The sequence below is a fragment of the Flavobacterium sp. J49 genome, from assembly GCF_011742145.1.
Taxonomy (GTDB): domain Bacteria; phylum Bacteroidota; class Bacteroidia; order Flavobacteriales; family Flavobacteriaceae; genus Flavobacterium.
Genome location: NZ_JAAQQU010000038.1, coordinates 118,493 through 137,416, shown reverse-complemented (window position 1 = coordinate 137,416; position 18,924 = coordinate 118,493). Strand labels below are relative to the sequence as shown.

General features: G+C 38.6%; 17 protein-coding genes. 16 read left to right on the top strand and 1 reads right to left on the bottom strand.

From position 1 onward, the window contains the following. From HA632_RS00810 to HA632_RS00790, 5 genes are all read left to right on the top strand, one after another. Positions 1-609: an acetyltransferase gene (locus HA632_RS00810; protein WP_317174595.1), complete on the top strand. Its 609-nt coding sequence runs from the start codon at positions 1-3 to the stop codon at positions 607-609. Continuing rightward, on the top strand, positions 602-1,753 hold the full coding sequence (locus HA632_RS00805) for an aminotransferase class I/II-fold pyridoxal phosphate-dependent enzyme (protein ID WP_176305341.1): 1,152 nt from the start codon (positions 602-604) through the stop codon (positions 1,751-1,753). The genes HA632_RS00810 and HA632_RS00805 overlap by 8 nt, the downstream gene beginning before the upstream one ends. A gap of 53 nt (positions 1,754-1,806) precedes the next feature. Continuing rightward, positions 1,807-3,783 (top strand): nucleoside-diphosphate sugar epimerase/dehydratase, encoded by a 1,977-nt coding sequence (locus HA632_RS00800; protein WP_228778730.1) that lies wholly within the window; start codon positions 1,807-1,809, stop codon positions 3,781-3,783. A 147-nt stretch (positions 3,784-3,930) separates the two neighbouring features. Continuing rightward, positions 3,931-4,662: a polysaccharide biosynthesis/export family protein gene (locus HA632_RS00795; RefSeq protein ID WP_217902799.1), complete on the top strand. Its 732-nt coding sequence runs from the start codon at positions 3,931-3,933 to the stop codon at positions 4,660-4,662. Positions 4,663-4,666: 4 nt separating this feature from the next. Beyond that, the gene (locus HA632_RS00790; protein WP_176305339.1) at positions 4,667-7,060 is read left to right on the top strand and encodes a tyrosine-protein kinase family protein; all 2,394 of its coding nucleotides are present in this window, start codon (positions 4,667-4,669) and stop codon (positions 7,058-7,060) included. A gap of 12 nt (positions 7,061-7,072) precedes the next feature. On the opposite strand, the gene HA632_RS00785 is transcribed toward HA632_RS00790, so the two are convergent. Beyond that, entirely contained in the window at positions 7,073-7,813 is a 741-nt protein-coding gene (locus tag HA632_RS00785; protein WP_176305338.1) for a tyrosine-protein phosphatase, read from the bottom strand. Positions 7,814-7,977: 164 nt separating this feature from the next. On the opposite strand from HA632_RS00785, the gene HA632_RS00780 reads away from it, so the two are divergent. The 11 genes from HA632_RS00780 to asnB all read left to right on the top strand — a co-directional run bounded on the left by HA632_RS00780 (position 7,978) and on the right by asnB (position 18,923). After that, positions 7,978-8,847, top strand: coding sequence for an ABC transporter permease (locus HA632_RS00780; RefSeq protein WP_176305337.1), 870 nt, complete (start codon positions 7,978-7,980; stop codon positions 8,845-8,847). Between the two features lie 129 nt (positions 8,848-8,976). Then, entirely contained in the window at positions 8,977-9,348 is a 372-nt protein-coding gene (locus tag HA632_RS00775; protein ID WP_176305336.1) for a four helix bundle protein, read from the top strand. Between the two features lie 8 nt (positions 9,349-9,356). After that, on the top strand, positions 9,357-10,619 hold the full coding sequence (locus tag HA632_RS00770) for an ABC transporter ATP-binding protein (protein ID WP_176305335.1): 1,263 nt from the start codon (positions 9,357-9,359) through the stop codon (positions 10,617-10,619). 11 nt (positions 10,620-10,630) lie between these two features. Further along, entirely contained in the window at positions 10,631-11,470 is an 840-nt protein-coding gene (locus tag HA632_RS00765) for an FkbM family methyltransferase (RefSeq protein WP_176305334.1), read from the top strand. Positions 11,471-11,479: 9 nt separating this feature from the next. Further along, the gene (locus HA632_RS00760; RefSeq protein ID WP_176305333.1) at positions 11,480-12,496 is read left to right on the top strand and encodes a glycosyltransferase family A protein; all 1,017 of its coding nucleotides are present in this window, start codon (positions 11,480-11,482) and stop codon (positions 12,494-12,496) included. Between the two features lie 7 nt (positions 12,497-12,503). Beyond that, the gene (locus HA632_RS00755) at positions 12,504-13,412 is read left to right on the top strand and encodes a glycosyltransferase family 2 protein (RefSeq protein ID WP_176305332.1); all 909 of its coding nucleotides are present in this window, start codon (positions 12,504-12,506) and stop codon (positions 13,410-13,412) included. A 30-nt stretch (positions 13,413-13,442) separates the two neighbouring features. After that, positions 13,443-14,450 (top strand): N-acetylneuraminate synthase family protein, encoded by a 1,008-nt coding sequence (locus tag HA632_RS00750; RefSeq protein ID WP_176305331.1) that lies wholly within the window; start codon positions 13,443-13,445, stop codon positions 14,448-14,450. Next, entirely contained in the window at positions 14,447-15,607 is a 1,161-nt protein-coding gene (neuC, locus tag HA632_RS00745; RefSeq protein ID WP_176305330.1) for a UDP-N-acetylglucosamine 2-epimerase, read from the top strand. Before HA632_RS00750 ends, neuC begins: the two co-directional genes overlap by 4 nt. After that, positions 15,607-16,305 (top strand): acylneuraminate cytidylyltransferase family protein, encoded by a 699-nt coding sequence (locus HA632_RS00740; RefSeq protein ID WP_176305329.1) that lies wholly within the window; start codon positions 15,607-15,609, stop codon positions 16,303-16,305. Before neuC ends, HA632_RS00740 begins: the two co-directional genes overlap by 1 nt. Next, positions 16,286-17,227 carry a D-isomer specific 2-hydroxyacid dehydrogenase family protein gene (locus HA632_RS00735; protein WP_176305328.1) on the top strand — a complete coding sequence of 314 codons (942 nt, stop codon included), beginning with the start codon at positions 16,286-16,288 and terminating at the stop codon, positions 17,225-17,227. The genes HA632_RS00740 and HA632_RS00735 overlap by 20 nt, the downstream gene beginning before the upstream one ends. 1 nt (position 17,228) lies before the next feature. Continuing rightward, positions 17,229-18,923: an asparagine synthase (glutamine-hydrolyzing) gene (asnB, locus tag HA632_RS00730; protein ID WP_176305327.1), complete on the top strand. Its 1,695-nt coding sequence runs from the start codon at positions 17,229-17,231 to the stop codon at positions 18,921-18,923. Position 18,924 lies beyond the last annotated feature (1 nt).

The following is an 18,924-nucleotide window of genomic DNA, read 5'->3' as shown; positions in this document are numbered from 1 at the left end:
ATAACACTTTACGGCGCCAGCGGTCACAGCAAAGTTATCATCGATATTCTGAATTGTAATTCGGTGGCTATAGCGGTCATCATTGATGACAACCCTAAAACGGATTCTATCTTGGGAATGCCGGTAGTAAAAAATACCGAAATCGATTTTTCCAAAGTGGAACAGATGATTATTTCTATTGGTAACAACAAAGTAAGGGAAAGAATTTCAAGTCGCCTAAAAGTAAATTATGGCAATGCGATTCATCCTACTGCGGTACTTTCAAAATCCATTATTCTCGGAAAGGGAACCGTAATTATGGCAGGAGCCATTGTGAATCCGGATGTCACTATAGGAGACCATTGCATTATCAATACCGGAGCGGTAGTAGAACACGATTGTTACATAGCCGATTTTGTTCATGTTTCTCCGAGTGTTTCCTTGGCCGGAAATGTTACGGTTGGCCAAGGCACTCACATAGGTATTGGTGCCAAGGTGATACAAGGTATTACAATAGGGAAATGGGCCACCATAGGAGCCGGAGCCGTTATTATTAAAGATATTCCCGATTATGCCGTGGTAGTGGGTAATCCCGGAAAAATTATAAAATACAACAAAGAAAATGAGTAATTCAAAAATATGGCTTTCCTCTCCTCATATGGGCGGAAGCGAACAAAAATATGTACAGGAAGCTTTTGATACCAATTGGGTTGCCCCTTTAGGACCTAATGTCACGGGATTTGAGCAGGATTTAGAAAGCTATTTAGGCGAAAATGTCCATGTTGGTGCCTTGAGTTCAGGTACTGCTGCGCTTCATTTGGCACTGATATTATTGGGAATCAAAAGTGGTGATGAGGTGATTTGTCAAAGCATGACGTTTTCAGCTTCTGCCAATCCGATAGTGTATTTGGGAGCCACACCTATTTTTGTGGATAGTGAACCTGAGACTTGGAATATGTGTCCGACTGCTTTAGAGCAAGCCATTCAAGACCGCATTGCCAAAGGCAAAAAGCCCAAAGCCATCATAGGCGTTCATTTGTATGGTATGGCCTTTAAAGTGGATGAGATTACTGCGATAGCTCAGCACTATGATATTCCATTGGTAGAAGACAGTGCAGAAGCCTTAGGAAGTACTTACAAAGGAAGGAAATGCGGCACTTTCGGTGACCTTTCGATTTTGTCTTTTAACGGGAATAAAATCATCACTACTTCGGGAGGTGGTGCTATAGCGACCAAAACCTTGGAACAAAAAAATAAAGCTGTTTTTCTTTCGACTCAAGCCCGAGACCATGCACCACATTATCAGCATAGCGAAATAGGCTATAACTATAGAATGAGTAATATTTGTGCCGGTATCGGAAGAGGACAAATGGAGGTTTTGGACAAACACATTGGTTTGAGAAGAGCGATGCACGAGTTTTATGTCGATTTATTTAAAAACATTTCCGGAGTTACTGTATTTTCTGAGCCCAATAGTGATTATTTTTCCAACCATTGGCTTAGTTGCATTGTGATTGATGCTGCTAAAACCAACGGAATAACCAGCGAAATGATTCGGTTGGCTTTGGAAAAGGAAAATATAGAATGTCGACCACTTTGGAAACCCATGCACTTACAACCGGTATTTCAAGATTGCCTGTATTTTGGTAAAAGTGTAGCGGAAGACTTATTTTTAAAAGGACTTTGTTTGCCCTCGGGGTCTAATTTGTCAGAAATTAACCGAGATACTATTAGAAAAACATTTTTGCATTATTTTAAAGATAAAGTTTGTTAATTTATTTGTAATATTGAGCGCCCAAACTATTATTAAAATAAAATCACATGTAATTGAGTAATAATGCTTCAAGAAGTTTTTTTTCGGTTGTAAAAGGCTATTTTTCAGAACTTCAGTTTGGTTTTAAATTAGAAAATTTAAGTTATCTACCCAGATGGATGGTCTTGTTATTAGACGTTACCATGATTTTTTTGGGTGGGTTTATCACTTTTTTTATTTTTCATGGTCTACAACTTGATTATATAAAGGGCGATAGTATCTTACTGTCAACTCTTATTTATATTGTAGTTAATATTTTTTTCTTTTGGATTTTCAGAACCTATTCGGGTGTCATTCGTCATTCTTCCCAAGTAGATGCTTTAAAGTTATTTTTTGCTCAATTTTTCTCAACCACTGTATTGTTGTTGTTAAATTATTCCAGCTTAATTTATTTGAATGACAAATTTTTTCTAACCACCGGATTAATTATCAATGGGGTAATCTCCTTCAGTTTTTTGTTTTTTTATCGGGTTGTGGTAAAGCACACTTTTGAAAGGTATTTTAATAATAAGCACACGGAGAATTTGACCAATGCCTTGATATATGGTGCTGATGTTAATGCGATAGCTTTGGCCAACTCGCTTCAATCAGAATCTCCTAAGCGATTTAAGGTGGTTGGATTTATGGATAAGTCAAACCAAAATGCAACAAAGCGAATCCACAATTTACCAATTTTTACCGGTAACGTCATCACAGTACTCAGAACCATGGATGCGGATGCTTTGATATTTGCGGACAAATCCATCTCTAAAGATGAACGTTCTCAAATCATTGAGGACTGTTTGGAATATAATTTTAAGGTCTATACCATTCCGCTTTTAAGCGATGTAGACGATCAAAAAGAAATATCCAAGAAAATTAAAAATTTCCAGATTCTTGATTTGTTGGAGCGTGAGCCCATAGTGTTAGACAGCAATTCGATTTCCAAACAATTGCACAAAAAAACCATTTTGGTTACCGGTGCGGCCGGTTCTATTGGCAGTGAAATTGTGCGACAAGTGATTTTGTTTAAACCCAAAAAAATTATCGTTTTAGACCAAGCCGAAACTCCTTTGCACAATTTGAGTTTAGAAATCTCGAGTTTAGACCCCGAAGTGGAGACTGTTAATGTGATTTCGGATATCAAAAATGTGGATGAAGTAGAACAAGTATTTATTAAACACAAACCGGAAGTGGTTTATCATGCTGCTGCTTATAAGCATGTGCCATTGATGGAAGAGAATCCTGCTCAAGCCATATTAAATAACGTAATGGGTACAAGAAATTTAGCTGATTTGTCGGCCAAGTATCATGTAGACAGTTTTGTAATGGTTTCTACGGACAAGGCGGTTAACCCAAGCAACGTGATGGGTGCCAGCAAACGAATTGCTGAAAAATACGTACAGTCTTTAGACTACAAACTGAAAAGCGAAAGCAGTAAAAAGCACACCAAATTTATCACCACCAGATTCGGAAATGTTTTGGGTTCCAATGGTTCTGTTGTTCCATTGTTTACCAGACAAATTCAAGAAGGCGGTCCAATTACAATTACCCATCCCGAGATTATTCGTTATTTTATGACCATACCGGAAGCCTGTCAATTGGTGCTGGAAGCCGGTTCTATGGGGCAAGGCGGTGAGATTTATATTTTTGATATGGGTAAGCCGGTTAAAATCATCGATTTGGCTAAAAAAATGATTCGTTTGGCCGGTTTTACGCCTGATAACGAAATTAAAATTAAAATAATAGGTCTTAGACCGGGCGAAAAGTTATATGAGGAATTGTTGAACAATACTTCTAAGACCTTGCCTACCCACCATACTAAAATTATGATTTCGCAGGACGAGTTTCACCACCACGAAGAACTTAACAAGTCTATTGATTTATTGGTGGAAATCGCTAAGGTAAAGCCCAATTCCGTTATTGTCAGCAAAATGAAGAGAATAGTGCCTGAGTATAAGAGTTTGAATTCTGTTTATGAAGCTTTAGACAATGTTGAGGTGGACAGTTAAAATTTAGCTATTTCTTTACAAACCAAACTTAATAAATTGGAAGATTAAATTTGATTTTGGAAATCAAATCGTAGCTTTGCAATCTTAAAATGATAATAACCCACAAATTTACAGATGATGATTAAAAAATTATTGCTCTTGATAATAATGTCATTTTTTGTCTTGTCTTGCGCAAGTAAAAAAGATATTTTATACTATCAAGACATCCAAAATAATAGCCAAGACCCAATCAGCTACTTGTCGAGTAATGTACAAATCAACGATATCCTTTATATAAAAGTAACTGCCATCATCCAGGAATCGGCTGAGCCTTTTAACATTCAAATGAATACCAATGGGAACGTTAATTTGGAATCCTATAAAATTCAAGGTTATCTTGTATCTCAAGAAGGGAACATTATTTTTCCGTTGTTGGGAAAAATTAATGTAGTCGGTAAAAGTACCGAGGAAGTTCAAACGCTTTTATCCAAAATGCTAACGGATTACGGTTATATTAAAGAACCCACAGTAAGTGTTAGAATCATCAACAGCAAAGTCACTGTTTTAGGAGAGGTAAAATCGCCTGGGACATATGCATTTGATGAGCAAAATATTTCCTTGAATCAAGCTATTGGTTATGCCGGTGATTTGACCATTAACGGTGTCAGAAAAGATGTTTTGTTAATCAGGGAAGTGAATGGTGTTAGAACTTATATTCATTTGGATTTGACTTCTTCTAATTGGTTTAAAAGTCCTTACTATTATGTTAAGCAAAACGATATCATCATTGTAAATCCTAATGGTCCAAGAGTAATGGCATCGGGTTATTTAAACAGCATCGGAACTACTTTGGGAATTATTTCTTTTGGGTTGACCCTATATTTATTGTTAAAAAATTAATTCAATGGAGAATATTCAATTTGAATCTCAGGAAAATGAGAGTCCACTCAATATTTTGAACCAATTATTCAGATACTTACGTTTTTGGTATTGGTTCTTATTGTCTGCACTAGTTTGTCTTTTGACCGTTAATTACTATTTGAATCACACACTTCCGGTGTATGAAACCAGAGCCAATATCAAAATCATTGATGATTCAAAAAACACCTTTGTGTTGCCAACAACCGGAATTACCGGTTTTGGTAAATCCAAAGTCAACTTAGACAATCAAATTGAAGTTTTAAAGTCGCATAGACTACTTGCTCAAGTGTCTGAAAGCTTGAATTTAACCACTCAGTATTATACTATTGGTTATTTTAACAATGTTGAGATTTGGAAGAAAAGACCTTTCGCAGTAAACTGGTTGGATTCGCGCTTGTCAATGGAGGAAAAGAATGTTTCTTTTGAAATTGAAATAGTTCCGGGTGGTTATAAAGTCATCAATTCAGATGATAATGAAAAAGTTTATAGTTTTGGTTCTGTCCAAAAAATAGAAGGAGTTCCTTATAGTCTATCCTTGCAAGTTGGAACCCAATTAGAAAAACTGCTCGAACGCAAATATTTAATTCGACACTTGGCACAAAGCTCAGTTGTGATTGGTTTGTCAAATAGCCTTAAAATTGTTAACAGCAATGAAAATTCAGATATCCTAAATATTTCCTTAGCCGGTGGAAACAAAGACAAATCAGAAGCCATAATCAATGAATTAATCAAACAGTTTGACATCGACGGTTTGACCGACAGAAGATTGGTTTCTGAAAGAACGATTGAGTTTGTGAATTCGCGTTTCAAGTCATTAGAAAGAGAGTTGGATTCTATTGAAACCAACAAGGCGAGTTACAAGCAAAATAATGAGCTGACGTTTATAGAATCTGATGCTGCCACAGCAACCACCGGAAAGATTGCATCCAATAACGATGTGTTCCAAACCGAAACCCAAATCGAATTATCGAAGCTTTTGGAACAAACCGTCCGATCGGATAAAAAATTAAACTTGCTTCCTACCAATTTAGGTGTTAGTAACGGCAATGTTAACGGTTTGATTAATGATTTTAATATGGTGGTTTTAGAGCGCGATCGTTTATCAGTAAGCGCCGGAGAAAATAACCCGAAGATTAAAATCTTGAACAGTAAATTAATCGAATTGCAGAAAAATATACTGGGATCGATTAAAACTTATCAGCAGGAATTGCAAACCTCACTTTCTCAAAATAATTACATCAAGAGAACCAATACCCAAAAATTCAGTTCTATCCCTGTTAATGAGAAAATTCTAAACTCTATTGAACGCCAGCGTGCCATCAAAGAATCGCTTTATATTCTTTTGTTGCAAAAGCGTGAGGAAGCTGCAGTTAATTTAGCCATTACGTCATCTTCGCTTAAGGTGGTTGATTATGCTATGACCAACGCCAATCCGATTGCTCCTAAAAAGAGCGTATTCTATTTAGGTGCCCTTTTCATTGGTTTGTTTATTCCGTTCTTAATTATTTATATCGGATTCTTGTTGGATGATAAGTTGCATACTAAAGAAGATATCTTGAAATTAACCAAAAGCAAGATCATTCTGTCTGAAGTACCACATATCAATGCAGATACCAAATTGACCAGTGCCAATGACCGAAGTTTGTTAGGAGAATCCTTCAGGATTTTGAGAACGAACCTGACTTATATTTTCCCATTACAAAAGGAGAAAAAAGGCCAAACCCTTATGGTAACTTCAACCATCAAAGGTGAAGGAAAAACCTTTACGGCACTTAACTTGTCTATTTCGTTTTCTACTATGAATAAGAAGGTATTGTTGATTGGTGCAGACATGCGTAATCCTCAATTGCACAATTATTTGAATGTGAAAAAATCGGAGATAGGACTCCAGAACTATTTGCATGATTTAAATGTTGATTGGCATACAACCGTAAAGAAAAAAATGAACGGAATCGATAATTTAGATGTTATTCTTTCGGGAGCTATTCCTCCAAACCCGGCAGAGTTGCTTTCTAACGGAAGACTTGAAACCCTTTTGAACGAAGCTAAGGAAGAGTACGATTTTGTTATTGTTGATACACCGCCTACTTTATTGGTAACTGATACACTTGTGATTTCTCATTTGGTAGACACTACTTTGTATGTAGTAAGAGCTGATTTTACCCCTAAAAATATATTGGAATTCTCAGTAGATTTGAGCAACAGAGGCAAATTGAGAAACATGGCTTATGTAATCAATAATGTAGGGTCTAATTATAAAGGTTACAACTACAGTTATAAATACAGTTATGCCTATGGCTACGGCTACGGCTATGATGATACAGATAACGGAGAAAAGTCTATTTTCAAAAGATTTTTGTCCTTTTTCAAGAGATAAATAAAAAGGGAATCAGAAGTTAAAGAAAGCATTGTTTTGGAAAATTGCCGGTAAATTACCGTGGTTTTTCAAAACAATTTTCTTTTGCATAAACTCCAAATGTCTGGTGTGGTGCACATCTGAACCGATAAAATCAATTAGTCCTGCTTTGAGTAAAGCATCACTGATTTTAGCCACTCTTTCTCCATAATATCCCACGGTTGACAACATGTTTAACTGGAAAAGGCATCCCGCTTTTTTAAGTTTGTGGTAATCAGATAAAGTAGGATGATGGTAAAAATTATACCTTTCAGGATGCGCTAAAACAGGCTGGTAACCGGCTATTTGAAGTTCAAATAATATATCATAAAGCTGAATCGGCGGATTCAAATAAGAGATCTCCACCAAAACATAATTTTCTTTCAGTGTCAACAGTTTTTCTTTGATAAAGAGGTCTCTAAACTCGGCGTCAATCATGTATTCTGCTGCCGCTTTGAAATTGGTCCCAATGTTTGGAATCTCTAATTCTGCTGTAGTGGTCTTCAGTTTTTCCTCAATATGGGTTCTTTTATTATTCCATACTTCACCCATCACATGTGGTGTGGTGATGAATTTTGAAAAACCTATTTTTTGTAAACCTGCAATCAAAGTACCGGTATCATCAATAGTAGCTGCGCCGTCATCAATACCGGGAAGTAAATGAGAATGGATGTCAATGTGATTGTTTGGAATTAAATCACACAAGTAGGGTTTAGGTTTGAAAAAATGAATCAAAATGAGGTGTTTAAGGGCACAAAATTAATCAAATTATAATCGGTTTTGCCAATTTAAATGAATTAGTAAATAAAACAAGTCAATTCTTTTTATAGGGTTTCGTAATTTATATATTTGCAATTATTAGTTAACTTTGAATGTTACTTAAAATCCAAAACCCTTAAATGGAAAACAATAGTCAGTCTCAAGATTGGGATTTAGTCATCAAAGGGCATACTTCGCTTTTTGACCTTAAATTCAAAGATCTTTGGAATTACAGAGATTTGTTGTTGATGTTTGTAAAACGCGATTTTGTTAGTTTTTACAAGCAAACCATTTTAGGACCGCTTTGGTTTTTTATACAGCCGATATTTACCACTTTGGTTTTTACTTTTGTCTTCGGGAACTTAGCCGGAATCAGTGCTGACGGATTACCACATCAATTGTTTTATTTGGCCGGAATTACCTCTTGGAATTATTTCTCCGATTGCCTGACCAAAACCAGCACGGTTTTTAAAGACAACGCCAATATTTTCGGGAAAGTCTATTTCCCCAGATTGATTATGCCGTTGAGTATCGTGGTGAGTAATCTGGTTCGTTTCGGAGTACAATTGATTTTACTGTTCCTTTTGATGATTTATTTTTATATCAACCCTATCGAAGGAACGAGTTTTCATGTGAGCAACGGCTTGTTTTTATTCCCGTTTTTAGTGTTACTGATGGCTTTTTTAGGATTGGGATTAGGACTGATTATCACTGCAGTAACTACCAAATATAAGGACTTAACGTTTCTGGTTACTTTTGGCGTACAGTTGTTAATGTATGCCACAACCGTTATCTATCCGTTGAGTTATGCCCGCGAAAAAGGCTACGGACATATCGTTGAACTGAATCCCATGACCGGCATTATCGAAGCTTTCCGTTATGCTTTTTTAGGTAAAGGCGAGTTCACGCTGTGGAGCATAGGCTATTCTACTATAGTTACTCTGGTCATTCTTTTTTTGGGGATTGTCATTTTTAATAAGACGGAGAAGAATTTTGTTGATACTATATAGAGGTTGAGGTTAAGGTTGAGGTTGAGGTTAAGGTTGAGGTTGAGGTTAAGGTGGAGGTTGAGGTTAAGGTTGAGGTTGAGGTAGAGGTAGAGGTAGAGGTAGAGGTAGAGGAGTTTAATTTTTTTGGAAATGAGTTATTATAGTTTTGAAGATATGAATGTTTGGAAGTTGGCAATGGAAATTGCTGAACGTGTTTTTCACTTAACTTCGAAACTGCCTCGAAGCGAAGATTATGGGTTGACCAGTCAGATCAGGAGATCTGCTTTATCAATATCTGCGAATATTGCTGAAGGATACGGAAGGAGTACATTATTAGATAAGAAGAGATTTTACATAATAGCCAGAGGAAGTATTTTTGAAACGAAAAGCCATCTGATTTATGGAAAGAATGTTAACTATTTTGAGAGATCAGAGGTTACAGAGATAAATAAAATGATTGAGACAACCTTATTAGAGTTGAATAAATTAATTAAATCGTTGGCGCCTAAGCCTCAACCTTAACCTCTTCTATGAAACCTATTATAAAAGTAGAAAACCTCTCTAAAGCCTACCAAATAGGTCAAATTGGAACCGGAACGATTTCAAGAGATATCGAACGTTTTTGGTTGACCAAAGTGCGCGGCAAGGAAGATCCTTTTCTCAAAATCGGACAAACCAACGACCGTAGCACTAAAGGCGACAGTGATATCGTATGGTCTCTAAAGGATGTCAATTTCGAAATCAATCAAGGCGAAGCGGTTGGGATTATCGGTAAAAACGGCGCCGGAAAAAGTACGCTACTCAAATTATTATCGAGAGTTACCGGACCAACCACCGGCGAAATCAAAATAAAAGGCAGAATAGCCAGTTTGTTAGAAGTTGGAACCGGTTTTCATCCCGAATTGTCCGGTAAAGAAAACATCTATCTCAACGGTGCCATACTCGGAATGCGCAAAAAAGAAATCACCCGGAAACTGGAAGAAATCATTGATTTCTCGGGTGTAGAACGATATATTGATACTCCGGTTAAAAGATACTCTTCCGGAATGTATGTGCGCTTGGCCTTTGCCGTAGCCGCGCATCTCGAAAGTGAAATCCTCATCGTTGACGAAGTATTGGCCGTAGGCGATGCCGAATTCCAAAAGAAATGCTTGGGCAAAATGGGCGACATCAGTAAAGGTCAGGGCAGAACCGTGCTTTTCGTATCGCACAATATGGCGGCAGTTCAAAATTTATGCAGCAAAGGATTGCTGATAGAAAACGGTCAAATGGTGTTCCAAGGCAATATCAACGAAACCATTACGACTTATTTGCAAGGCAACGCGTTTTCGAATGATTTATTAAATGTCAGAGGCCGAAAAGGCAACGGCAAAGTCAAATTTGAACGCATAGATATCTACGGTGAAAATGCCTCAGAAAGTATTATTTCAGGGAAAGATTTACACCTCAATTTAAAACTCCAAAACCCGGAGAATATCAGCAGCGACAGAATCCGACTCGATGTGCGTATCGAAGACGACTTTGGACAACGCTTGTGTTGGGTCAGCTCGAGTTTGGTGGATATCGACCCGAAAATTGTGCCCCAAAACATTAACATCACTTTCCCAAGAAATACGTTTAATAACGGAGTTTATTTTGCCACTATTTACATGACCGTCGACAATGAAGTCGCCGATTGGATAGACAATGCTTTTCAAATCATTGTTGAAGAAGGTGACTTTTTCGGCAATGGGAAGCAAGTGCCCAATCGTCAAAGCAAGATTTTAATGGATTTTGGAATGCGTTTTACCTAAGATAGTCTAAAATGAAAAATACAATCATAACTTTTTTACTTTTTCTTTACCACAAGGTCAAACGCAGCCATTTGTTGCGAAAATGGATTAAACGATTAATCGGTTCCGGCAAAATAGCGCTTGAATTTAATGGTTTCAAAATGTACGCAGGTGTGACTTCGGCCATCGAATCTAATGTGGTGTTCAACAGTTATAACGAAATCAAAGTCTTGCAATTAATCTCAAAATTGGCTTCCGAAGGCTATCATTTTATAGATATCGGTGCCAATATCGGAATCCACTCCCTAACGGCTGCAAAGGCTAATAAAGACATTGAAATTTTTTCTTTCGAACCCGAATCCAATAATTTCACCAACTTTATACGAAACATCGGACTCAACCAATTTGACAATATCCGTCCGTTCAAAATGGGATTGGGCAATTTTAAAGGCAATACCTTTATGAATATCAATGAAGGTTGGAACAAAGGAAAGCATTCTTTGAAAGTGAACTTTCAGGAAAATGATAAAAAAATCACGATTCCCGTAAACCAATTAGACAGTTTCAAAGAATATGTCACCGGAAATCAGTTGTTGCTCAAAATTGATGTCGAAGGTTTCGAAAAAGAAGTGCTTGAAGGAGCCAAAGAGGTGCTAAGCCAGGTGGAAAATGCGGTAATTATCATTGAATTGGTCACCGAAATCAACAGCTTGGAAACGTGTAATCAGATAACAAATTTGCTTAAAGAATATGGTTTCGACCAAATCTATAAAATCAATACCGAAAACCAATTGGCCACCGTTCATGCTTACGAAGGCAGTGCCGATTATGTTTTTGTAAAAGGAACAGTAGCGACTAAACATTTATTCTAATTTTTTAAAATGCGCCAAGGATTCAATCCCCATAAAGATGTACCCCAAGATCCCACCGAGTTCAAACATCAGGTGGTCATTCCGGTGTATATCCCTAATCAGGAAGGCTATTTCAAAGACAGTTTTAAGAATTTTCAGTTGTGTGTTCAATCTTTGTTGCTCACTTGCCACAGCAAAACATTCATCACTATTGTCAATAACGGCAGTTGTGCCGAAGTCAAAGCGTATCTAAACGATTTATTAGAGACCCAAAAAATCAACGAGCTGATTCATTCTGAAAATATCGGTAAACTGAACGCCATTCTCAAAGGTCTGGCCGGAAACAACATCGAATTGGTTACCATATCTGATGCCGATGTGCTTTTTTTAGAACATTGGCAGCAAGAAACCGTAGCCGTTTTTAATCAGTTTCCCAAAGCCGGCGTGGTCGGAATCGTGCCGCAGTTCCGCACTTTCGGGCACTGTTGCGGCAACATGGTTTTTGACAATTTGTTTACTAAAAAATTAAAGTTCAAACCGGTCCAAAACGTTGAAGCACTCAAGAAATTTTATTACAGCATAGGTTGGGGTGATGATTACAATCCCGATTATTTGAAACAAATTTTAACCATTGAAAATGGAAATCACAGTGCGGTTGTGGGTTCGGGACATTTTGTGGCGACGTACCGCAAAGAATTGTTTACCGAAATCCCGACGTATTTAGGGTTCAAATTGGGCGGAACTTCGGAAAGGTATTTGGATGAAGCAACTTTACCCTACGGGTTGTGGCGATTGACTACCAACGACAATTATGCCTATCACCTCGGTAATGTGTATGAAGAATGGATGACACAAGTGCTTCAATCTTTCCAAAACAAAGAAAATGCTATTCCAGAATTGCATGCATTAGACTCTTTTAAAAAAGTGAGTGCTTTTAGTTACTATATCAAGAACAAACTGTTTATCAAGTTTTTCAACAAAAGAAAATACCGACGCCTTTTTTATAAATTTATTGGTTTGCCCAAAGCCATGATTCAAAAATATTAGTCGAGCCATGTCTGTAGTCAAAACAACTATATTAATTTCCACCAAGAACCGTTGTGCTGACTTGCTTTTCACCTTGGAAAAAATCAGACACTTAATAAGCGAACAGCTGACTTGCGTTGTTTTTGACGATGGTTCTGTTGACGGTACTTTTGAAAAAATCAAAGCACAATTTCCACAAGTCCAATTGCACCGAAATGAAGTCTCCAAAGGCTATATTTATTGTCGGAACAAAATGCTCAACGAAACTGATGCCGATTTTGCTATTTCCTTAGACGATGATGCTCATTTTCTAAGCAAAAATCCCATTGATTCCATCCTAAATTATTTCACCAATAACCCACGTTGCGGACTTATAGCAACCAGAATATTTTGGGGCAAAACCGTTCCGGAAGCATTGCAAACTGAGGAAACATCGCAAAAAGTAAAGAGTTTTGTAGGCTGTGGACATGTATGGAATATGAAAGCGTGGCGAGAAATACCCAATTATCCCGAATGGTTTGAGTTTTACGGCGAAGAGAATTTTGCGGCTTTCCAATTATTCAAAACCCAATGGGAAGTGCATTATGTTCCCGAAATATTGGTGCAACACCGCGTCGATTTAAAAGAAAGAGCCAAAGACACCAAAGCTTTTGCCTTCCGTTATCGCAGAGCCATTCGCGCCGATTGGTATACTTATTTTCTATTCTTGCCTTGGTCAAAAATCCCCCGAAAGATGGCGTATTCGCTTTGGATGCAAGGGAAAGGCAAAATTTTTAAAGGACAGTTTAAAGTAATCACACCTTTGTTTTTGGCGATTTGCGATTTGTTTTGGGCGGCGCCCAAATTGATGCAGCACCGAAATGCGCTGACTTCTCAAGAATATGAGGCTTATGCCAAATTAAACGAAGCAAAAATATTTTGGAAACCGGAAAAATAGTTATTTTTACTTCCGTTACAATCCAAATTGATGAACCACAAACCCTATTTAATAGCCGAAATTGCTCAAGCGCACGAAGGCAGTTTGGGAATATTGCATTCCTATATCGATGCCGTGGCTAAAACCGGTGTGCAGGCGATTAAATTCCAAATGCACATAGCCGAAGCCGAAAGTAGTATCCATGAGCCTTTTCGGGTGAAATTCTCCAAAGAAGATGCCACTCGTTACGACTATTGGAAGCGCATGGAATTCACACTCGAACAGTGGAAAGGCATCAAACAACATTGCGACGAAGTAGGATTGGATTTTATCTGTTCGCCTTTCAGCAATTTGGCGGTGGATTGGTTGGAAGAAGTAGGCGTTCACACTTACAAAATAGGTTCAGGCGAAGTCAATAATTTTCTTTTGTTGGAAAAAATTGCCCAAACCGGAAAACCGATTGTCATTTCTTCGGGCATGAGCAGTTTTGCCGAATTGGACAAAACGATCGATTTCTTGAAAAGCAAAAAAGTCCATTTTTCCATCTTGCAATGCACCACCGCTTATCCGACAAAACCCGAACAATACGGTTTGAATGTGATAGCAGAATTGAAAGCAAGATACGATGTGTCCATTGGTTTTTCTGACCATTCGGCCAAAATCGCTACCGGAATTGCCGCAGTTGCCCTCGGTGCGGAAATCTTAGAGTTTCACGTGGTGTTCAGCCGTTCGATGTTTGGACCTGATGCGATTGCGTCACTGACTATAGAAGAAACCAAGCAATTGGTTGAAGCAGCAGCCGAAATACATTTGGCACAAAATAATCCTATTGATAAAAATAACAATGATAATTTCACTGAACTGAAAAGCATCTTTGAAAAATCATTGGCCATTAATAAAAATTTACCACAAGGACATGTCCTTACGTTTGCCGATTTGGAAAGCAAAAAGCCCAAAGGTTACGGCATCGACGCAGCCGATTTTGAAAAAGTAATCGGAAGACAATTGAACACTGATAAGTCCCAATGGGATTTCTTGAATGAAGCAGATTTAGCATGAGCCACACCCGAAAAATAGCTGTCGTTATCACAGCCCGACCTTCTTACAGCCGCGTTAAAACCGTTTTAACCGCCATTAAAAAGCATCCCGAATTGGAGTTGCAACTCATCGTAGCGGCTTCGGCTTTGCTCGACCGATACGGTAGTGCGGTGAATTACATTGAAAAAGATGGTTTCGAAATTGCCGCCAAAGTTTTTAATGTACTCGAAGGGGAGAATTTAACCGCTGCTGCGAAAACAACCGGCATCGGAATACTCGAATTGTCAACGGTTTTTGACAATCTTCGACCGGATATTGTGGTTACTGTTGCCGATAGATTTGAAACCATGGCCACAGCGATTTCGGCTTCGTACATGAACATTCCTCTGGCACACATTCAAGGCGGTGAAGTAACCGGCAATATTGATGAAAAAGTCAGACACGCCATTACCAAATTGGCCGATTACCATTTTGTGGCTTCCGAAAATGCAAAGCAAAGAGTGATTCAGCTCGGTGAAAATGCCAATATGGTGTTCAACACCGGTTGTCCTTCTATTGATATTGCGCAGGAAGTGGCAAAAAATGATGCGTTGACTTTCAATCCGTATGAAAAATACGGCGGCGTTGGTTCGCAACCCGATTTGAGCAACGGCTATATCGTCGTGATGCAACATCCGGTGACCAATGAATACCAAGATTCCCGAAAACACATAGAAGCGACTTTGAGAGCGATTCAAACAATCAACAAACCCACACTTTGGTTTTGGCCCAATGTGGATGCCGGAGCGGATGGCACTTCCACCGGAATTCGTTCGTTTCGCGAAAAATATAAAATGGAAAACGTACACTTTTTTAAAAACATGGAAGGCGATGATTTCCTCAACTTGTTACATTCCTCGCTTTGCCTGATTGGGAATTCCAGTGTTGGCATTAGAGAATGTGCTTATCTTGGTGTGCCGACAATCAACATCGGATCGCGTCAAAACCGTCGTGACCGTGGGCGAAATGTGGTCGATGTAACTTATGACGAAAACGAGATTATAGCGGCGGTCGATGCTATACTAAAAAAACAAGAAAGACCGAAATCGGATGTGTACGGCGGAGGTGATGCCGGAGATAAAATAGCGCAATTGCTCAAAGAATTACCGCTACAGTTTCACAAAACCATTACCTATTAATGAGAGTTTTGGTCATCATACCGGCGCGTGGCGGTTCGAAAGGCGTTCCCAAGAAGAACCTTAAAATATTGGGAGACAAACCGTTGATTGCACACGCCATTGATTGTGCCAAAGCCTCCAAAAAAACCACAAGATTCATTGTCTCTACGGATTCAGAGGAAATCGCCGATGTGGCAAAGCAATTTGGGTCCGAAGTGATTCTCAGACCAAGCGATTTGGCCACCGACACCAGTAATGTGGTGACTGCCGTAGAACATGTTTACCAAGAATTACAAGAAGATTTTGAGATTATAGTCTTGCTGCAACCGACTTCACCATTAAGAACAGCCGCCGATTTAGACAACATCATTACTATATTTGAAAACGATACAAATACCAACGGTGTTATCAGTGTCGTTCCGATGGATGATATGCATCCGGCGCGCATGTATAATTTGGGCGCCAATGATGTTCTGATTCCTTTTTTAACCGAAGGCGAAACTGCCAGAAGACAAGATTTGCAACCGGTGTATTATCGCAATGGTTGTTTTTATGCCGTGAAAACTGCTGCTTTTTTCAAAGAAAACTCCTTTATGGTAGCCAATAAAAAAGCGTATGTAATGCAGGCGGATTGGTTGGCCAACATTGATACGCCAAGAGATTTTAAAATAGCCGAAATATTATACCAAGATTGGAAAGATGAGAATTTTAATCACTGAATCGGAAGATTTTAGTCCGAATGCGATTGCCGAACTTCAAAAACATTTTGAGGTGGTTCAACGTGATTTTACTTCACTTGAAGACTTGACTGAAAATATTGCTGAGGTTGATGTTTTGTTTGTCCGATTAAGATTCAAATTGACCCAAGAAATACTTGAAAAAGCACCACAACTTAAATACATTTTAACCGCTACAACGGGTTTAGATCATATTGATACCGACTATTTTGAAAGCCGTGGCGGAAAAGTCATTTCGTTAAAAGGCGAAGTCGAATTTTTAGGGTCGATTCCTTCCACAGCCGAGCATACTTGGGCTTTGCTAATGGCTTTGCTCAAGAAAATCCCAAGCGCTTTCGAAGACGTAAAAGAAGGAAATTGGTATCGAGATCATTTCAAAGGAAACAACCTTCGCGGAAAGAAAATCGGGATTTTAGGTTTGGGCAGAGTAGGCAAGCAAGTCGCTCATTTTGCCGAAGCTTTCGGTTTGGAGATAGGTTATTTTGATATCGTTTCCCAAACCAATAAGTATAAGAGTTTCTCTAATCCGGAAGACTTATTTGCTTGGGCTGAGATTATCAGCATTCATATTCCGTACAATATAGAAAATGAAAATTTTGTCAACGAAGAATTATTGGAACATTGTCAAAAAAATGCAGTGCTAATCAACACCTCTCGCGGGAATGTTTGGGATGAAAATCGGGTAGCCGAATTGCTCAAACAAAATAAAATATTTGGCATTGCCACCGATGTTTTACAAGACGAATTCAACAAAAAGCAATTGATAAGAAATCCTTTGGTCGAATTGGCCACCGAGGAATACAATATCATCATCACACCGCACATAGCCGGTGCTACTTATGAATCGATGGCGATGACAGAAGAGTTTATAGTGTTTCAATTTTTAAAAACAACGACTTCATAAGATGTGCGGAATTGCCGGAATCATTGGGCCAAAAGCCAATAAGTTTACCATCTTGCAAATGCTCGAAGCCCAAAAGCATCGCGGTCCCGATTTTACCGCCGATTGGGAAATAGAAGGCAAGATTGCTTTAGGACACAACCGTTTAAGCATCATTGATTTGTCGGAAGGCGCAAACCAACCTTTTTTGAGTGATTGTGGAAACTATGTCATGGTTTTTAATGGCGAAATTTACAATTACTTGGAGTTGCGAAAAACGCTTCAGTCCAAATACACTTTCAAAACCCAATCCGATACCGAAGTTTTACTCAACGCTTATCGCGAATGGGGTGAAAATTGTTTAGACCAATGCAATGGTATGTTTGCTTTTGCGATATGGAATGTCAAAGAACAAAGCTTGTTTGCCGCGCGCGACCGATTTGGTGTAAAACCGTTCCATTACTTTTTTGACCAAAATAACTTCTTTTTTGCTTCTGAAATTAATACGCTTTTTGCGGCCGGAATTGCTAAGAAACCGAATGATAAAGTTTGGCTCAATTTCTTTTCCGAAGGCAGTTACGGGTTACCCAACGAGACATTTTGGACCGACATTCAGCAACTCGAAGCCGGACATTTTTTGACTTTACAACACAATCATTTGCAAATTAAAAAGTGGTACCACTTTGAGGAGCGAATAGCTCAATTGCAAAACCGGTTTCATCAAAACGAAGAAGAATACATTACCCATTTACTACTGAAAGCCATTAACTTAAGATTCAGAGCAGATGTTCCTATCGGGTTTAATTTAAGCGGCGGTTTGGATTCGAGTACGTTATTGGCACTGATTGACCAACAAGATATCGATAAATCAACGATTGAAGCTTTTACTTTTGTGACCAATGACGACCGTTACGACGAATTGCCTTGGGTCAAATCGATGTTGGAACAACGACCATATCATTTGAATGTTTGCCCATTATCGGCTAATGAAGTTCCCGATTTATCACTTAAAATTGCCCAATTGCAAGCCGAACCTTATGGCGGAATTCCAACGATTGCTTATTCGAATATATTTAAAACGGCGAGTCAAAACGGCGTTAAGGTTTTGCTCGACGGTCAAGGCTCTGACGAAGCTTGGGCCGGATATGATTATTATCTTTCCAATTCGCAAAGCATCGTGCAAGGTGTGACGAAATCGCCTTTTAGAGCCGGCGTTTTGAATGGAGATTTTGCGAAAAATTATGCCAAAACCCATTACCCGAAACCTTTTGAAGACGCCTTACTGAATATGCAATACCGCGATTTGTTTTGCACCAAAATCCCCAGAGCGTTGCGTTTTAACGACCGCATTTCAATGATGTACGGCACCGAATTGCGCGAACCTTTTTTGGATTATGAGTTGGTGGAATATGTTTTCAGTCGACCGACCGATTTTAAAATCAAAGACGGCATTCAAAAATGGATGCTTCGCAAAATAGCCGAAAAGTTTTTACAAAAAGACTTAGTTTTGGCACCCAAAAGACCTTTGCAAACGCCACAACGAGAATGGCTTTCGGAAGATTTGAAAGCTTGGGTAACGGCCGAAGTGGAAGTGTTGAAGCAGAACTCATGGTTTGATTCAAAGGCTTTGCAAACCGAATTGGATCATTTTTTTAACGGAGACAACCAGAGTAGTTTTCACATTTGGCAATGGATCAACGCGGCACAAATTTTAAAATAAT